General features: G+C 57.7%; 4 protein-coding genes. All 4 read left to right on the top strand.

Annotation, left to right across the window (positions count from 1 at the left end):
• Window positions 1-144: 144 nt before the first annotated feature.
• From QDY28_RS30545 to QDY28_RS30560, 4 genes are read left to right on the top strand one after another with little or no spacing between them, the layout of a single operon-like run.
• Window positions 145-1128, top strand: coding sequence for an enolase C-terminal domain-like protein (locus QDY28_RS30545; protein WP_331384831.1), 984 nt, complete (start codon window positions 145-147; stop codon window positions 1126-1128).
• A 13-nt stretch (window positions 1129-1141) separates the two neighbouring features.
• On the top strand, window positions 1142-2119 hold the full coding sequence (locus QDY28_RS30550; protein ID WP_331384829.1) for a hypothetical protein: 978 nt from the start codon (window positions 1142-1144) through the stop codon (window positions 2117-2119).
• Complete coding sequence (locus tag QDY28_RS30555; protein ID WP_331384830.1) at window positions 2094-2741, top strand: gluconate 2-dehydrogenase subunit 3 family protein; 648 nt, start codon at window positions 2094-2096, stop codon at window positions 2739-2741. Before QDY28_RS30550 ends, QDY28_RS30555 begins: the two co-directional genes overlap by 26 nt.
• Window positions 2725-4377, top strand: a complete 1653-nt coding sequence (locus QDY28_RS30560; protein WP_331384832.1) for a GMC family oxidoreductase — start codon at window positions 2725-2727, stop codon at window positions 4375-4377. Before QDY28_RS30555 ends, QDY28_RS30560 begins: the two co-directional genes overlap by 17 nt.
• Window positions 4378-4843: the final 466 nt, after the last annotated feature.

Here is a 4843-nt window from a genome sequence, read left to right on the forward strand (position 1 = left end):
CCTTCGTGCTCTCCTGCCTGGCGGAGACGACAAGTGACGTCTGTTTCACCATTGATCGATCGCCTCGAATGCGCCGCTTATAAAATTCCCACCGATGCCCCGGAGGGAGACGGCACCTTCGAGTGGGATTCGACGACAATGGTCATGGTCGAGATTTGGGCGGGCAGCCATTGCGGTATCGGATATACCTACGCGGACGCTGCAGTCACGGGCCTGATCGCAACGCTGAAAGACACCGTGATAGGGTCGGAATGTTACGACATTCCCTCCATTCTCGAACGTCTGGCGATGAAGGTCCGCAATTCCGGGCGATCTGGTATTGCCGCCTGCGCGATCTCGGCCATCGATACCGCATTATGGGATCTGAAGGCGCGCTGTTTGGATCTGCCGCTTTTTATGCTTTTGGGTGCTGTCCGCAAATCAATTCCCGTCTATGGGAGCGGTGGCTTCACGACATATTCGGATGAGCGCCTGCGAGATCAACTTTCCGCCTGGACCGCTGAAAATGGCTGCCGCGCCGTAAAAATGAAGATCGGCGCAGACCATAAACGAGATCCCCAACGGATTACTGTCGCAAGGAATGCCATCGGCGAAGCCGAGCTCTTCATCGATGCGAACGGTGCCTTTACGCCCCAGGCGGCAGTGCGCTTCGCATCGATCATCAAGGCCGCTGGAGTGCGCTGGTTCGAGGAGCCCGTGAGTTCCGACGACGAAGCAGGTTTGAATTTTGTCCGCTATCGAACGCCGCCATCGATGGAAGTTGCCGCCGGCGAATATATCTACACGCTCGATGACGCTCGCCGTCTCATCGAAGCGCAAGCAGTCGATGTGCTGCAGGCTGATGTCACCCGATGCGGGGGGATCAGCGGCTTTTTGAAAATCGACGCGTTGTGTGAGGCTTTTCACATCGATTTATCCGGTCATTGCGCCCCATCGGTTCATCTCCAGGTCGCCACTTGCGCGGCTCGCTTGCGGCATCTGGAATGGTTTCACGATCATGTCCGTATTGAACAGATGCTTTTCGAGAGCGCCCCTGTAATCTCGGAAGGGACGATTGCGCCGGATCCGTCACGACCGGGAAATGGCCTCGCATTCAAGCATCAGGACGCTGAAAAATTCAAGATCTGACGAGAGATCACCGATGAGACAACTCGTTCAATCTTTGGATGCGCCAAGTCGGCCCGCCGAATTCCTGCCGGTGCTGAGCGACCTTGTGGAAGCTGTGGCGCGGCCCGAAGCATTGCAACGCGTGCGGAAGGCGCCGGCTCATAGCAAAGATCTTGCACTCGTTGCTGGTCGGCAGCTCAATGGTGCGGCCGCAATTTTGGCATTGGCGGTGTTGACGGACAGTGCCGTGGAACATTATCGCGGCAGCTTTCAAAATAGGGTTATGTACGCGCCTCTTGCTGTTTCTTCCGTGGCGCTCTTTGCCAGCATAGCCGGCATTGCCGACCGCCAACCGAAGCGCCACCGCGCGCGTGACATGATCTATGGAGTGGCTGGTATCACCGGCTTGGCCGGTCTCGGCTTTCACGCCTATAATATTCTCAAGCGTCCCGGCGGCCTGTCATGGCTCAACCTTTTCTATTCGGCTCCTATCGGGGCCCCCGCAGCGCTTCTATTAGCGGGCGGCTTCGGCAGGGCTGCCGAAAAGGTCCGCGACACACCCTCGGGCAAATTGCCAAGGATCAGTGGTTTGCCCGCAGGTAAAATATTGACCGCCGCCGCCTGCATCGGACTGCTTGGGACCGTTTGCGAAGCTGCACTGTTGCACTTTCGAGGCGCGTTCCAAAACCGGGCAATGTATCTGCCTGTCACCATCCCGCCGACAGCGGCAATCCTGCTCGGTCGCTGTCTTTTTGTGACGGGCCGGAGCGCGTCGGATCTGGCGCGCATTGCTCTGAAGATCACTGCGGCACTGGGTTTGGCTGGAGCCGCATTCCACGTCTATGGCGTTTCCCGTAAAATGGGCGGATGGCGCAACTGGTCCCAAAATATTTTGAATGGGCCGCCGATCCCTGCGCCTCCGAGCTTCACCGGACTTGCCATTGCCGGGCTTGCCGCCCTGTCACTACTGGACATGGAGAGGAATCGTGAAGGATCGCTATCCCGGATATGACGTGATGCGCAAGCGAGACGGTGTGTCCTGGAACGACAAGACACGCGCGGTCGTCGAAGAGCGAATGGCCATCGATTCGGCCACGCCCAAGCATCTCAACGCGATCGAGTGGAGAACCTTGGCCGCCATCTGCGACCGCATCATTCCTCAGAATGCCTGTCGCGAAATTCCCGTGCCCATTGCCGCCATGATCGACAGCAACCTCACCGAAGGAGCCTCCGAAGGCTATCGGGACACCAGGCTGCCGCCGCTGGCAATCGCCTGGAAGCACGGATTGGCAGCGATTGAAGATGAAGCAAGACGTCTCTCGATGCAGCCATTCGCGGATGTTTCCGATGCCGAAAAGGATTCATTGCTGACTGACATATCCCGCGGATGCATCCGGTCACCGCTGTGGTCCGGCCTACCTGCCGATGTCTTCTTTTCGAAACGCCTATTGCACGACATCGTTTCGGCCTATTACGCGTTTCCGGCCGCTTGGAATGAGATCGGCTTCGGCGGGCCGGCCAGTCCGCGAGGATATGTGCGGCTGGGCTTTGACCGTCATGATCCCTGGGAGGCTTCGGAAGCAAAGCCCGGCCATGAACTTCAGAAAAGGCGAGAAAATGCGCGAATACGATGACCCGATGCAAACGCCGCGGGCGATCGGAGGCCGGGCACCGGACGTCTTTCGCCACGGCGGGTGGGTGCCGATGCGCGAATATAGCGATGACGAGCCCGTCGATTTCGCCATCGTCGGCACCGGCGCTGGCGGCGGCACGTTGGCATGCAAACTCGCTGAATATGGCTTCTCCGTCATTGCTTTCGACGCTGGTCCTTATTTTCGTCCGCTAGAGGATTTCGCGTCTGACGAGACCCACCAGTCCAAACTTTATTGGATGGACGAACGGCTGGTCGATGGCGAAAATCCACTGCAGCTAGGCGCCAATAATTCGGGCAAAGCGGTGGGCGGATCGACAGTGCACTTCGCGATGGTTTCGCTGCGCTTTCGCCCCGAATGGTTTAAATCGCGAACGCTCCTTGGATACGGAGCCGATTGGCCCCTCGACTGGCGAGAAATGTGGTCCTACTACCGCGAAGTTGAATTGGCGCTCGGCATATCCGGCCCCGTTCATTATCCCTGGGGGCCCAGCCGCCCGCGCTATCCGTACCGACCCCACGAATTGAATGCTGCCGCTCTCGTCCTGGCCGAGGGCGCTGACGCCATGGGCATCAAATGGACTCCGACTCCAATAGCTACCTTGTCTGCCCCCCGCGGACCTGCGCCTCCCTGTGTCTACAGAGGAATGTGTGTGATCGGTTGTTCGACCAACGCCAAGCGCAGTGTCCTCGTCACCTGGCTTCCAAGGGCTCTTGCGGCCGGAGCGGAGATCCGCGATCTCGCGATGGTCGGGAGGATCGAGCACGACCAAGGAGGTCGGGTGACAGGCGTGCTTTATCACCGTAACGGAGAGTGGCGCTTTCAAAAGGCGCGCAATGTGGTCGTTGCAGGTTACGCCATCGAAACCCCGCGCCTGTTATTGAATTCCAAGAGTTCGAAATACGCCTTTGGGCTGGCAAACAGCTCAGGCCTTGTGGGAAAGAACTTGATGGTCCAGTCCAATCAGGCCGTATGGGGCACGAAAGAACAGGAAATCCGCTCGTATAAAGGCCCGCCGTCGCTCGCCATAACGGAGCACTGGAACTACACGGATGAAGGAAAGGACTTCTTTGGCGGCTATTGCTACATGAGCCAGGGACCGCTTCCGATCGTCTGGGCGAACACCCTTGCTGCAAAGAGAGGGCTCTGGGGTCAGGCGCTGACCGACGAGATGGAGAAATACAATCATCAAGTCGGCCTGAAGATGGTAGGCGAGTGCCTTCCACAAGAGGGCAATCAGGTAACGTTGACCGAGGCACGAGACCAATATGGCCTACCGATCCCTCGCGTGACCTATTCCTATTGCGATAACGACAAACGATTGATCCGCCATGCGTTGAATTTCATGGGCGCAGCCTTGTATGCGGCAGATGCGCATGACATCTGGGAGGAACTCGACGATACCTGTCATATGCATGGGACCGCGCGCATGGGAGACCATCCCCGAACCAGCGTCGTCGATGCCGATTGCCGTTGCTGGGACATCGACAATCTTTGGATCTGCGATGGCTCGGTGTTTCCAACGGTGGGCGGCGTGAATCCTTCACTCACCATCCAGGCCATTGCCTGCCGCACGGCAGATCGCATTCGTGCGCTGGCTAAGCAAGGCGAGTTATAAAGCATTCTGCCAGAATAGCGCTCTCAAAGATAATGCGGTCCAGCATGTAGTATTCGAAGGGAATTCGCCACTAACCGTCTTCATGGGGTCATTTGCGGATGGGGCGAAATACTACAAGGGCCGAAATAGGAGCTGCGCGCTCAACCGCATCCTCCACCCGCAAGCCTTAACGGATGGGCAACGACCACACTCCCACCCAATCCGCCTCAACCCCGCGGGATATAAAGCCAAAACCGATCCAGGAATTTCTCGAACCACTGTCGTTTGGCATTTAATTAGACCGTATGTTCGCGGGGTGAAGGTGGCCCGCCCCCGCAGTAAGCTGAAGTCGGGGGTTGCTCTGGATAGGCCGGAGCCGAGCCCCACGCTTAAGCGAGGACGAACCATGAAAGAAGATAGCGTAATTTTCATCGGCTTGGATACGTCGAAGTTGAAGATTTCAGTGGCCATTGCCGATGGAGAGCGC

Origin of the sequence: Rhizobium sp. BR 362, assembly GCF_036528765.1 — a bacterium.
Taxonomy (GTDB): domain Bacteria; phylum Pseudomonadota; class Alphaproteobacteria; order Rhizobiales; family Rhizobiaceae; genus Rhizobium.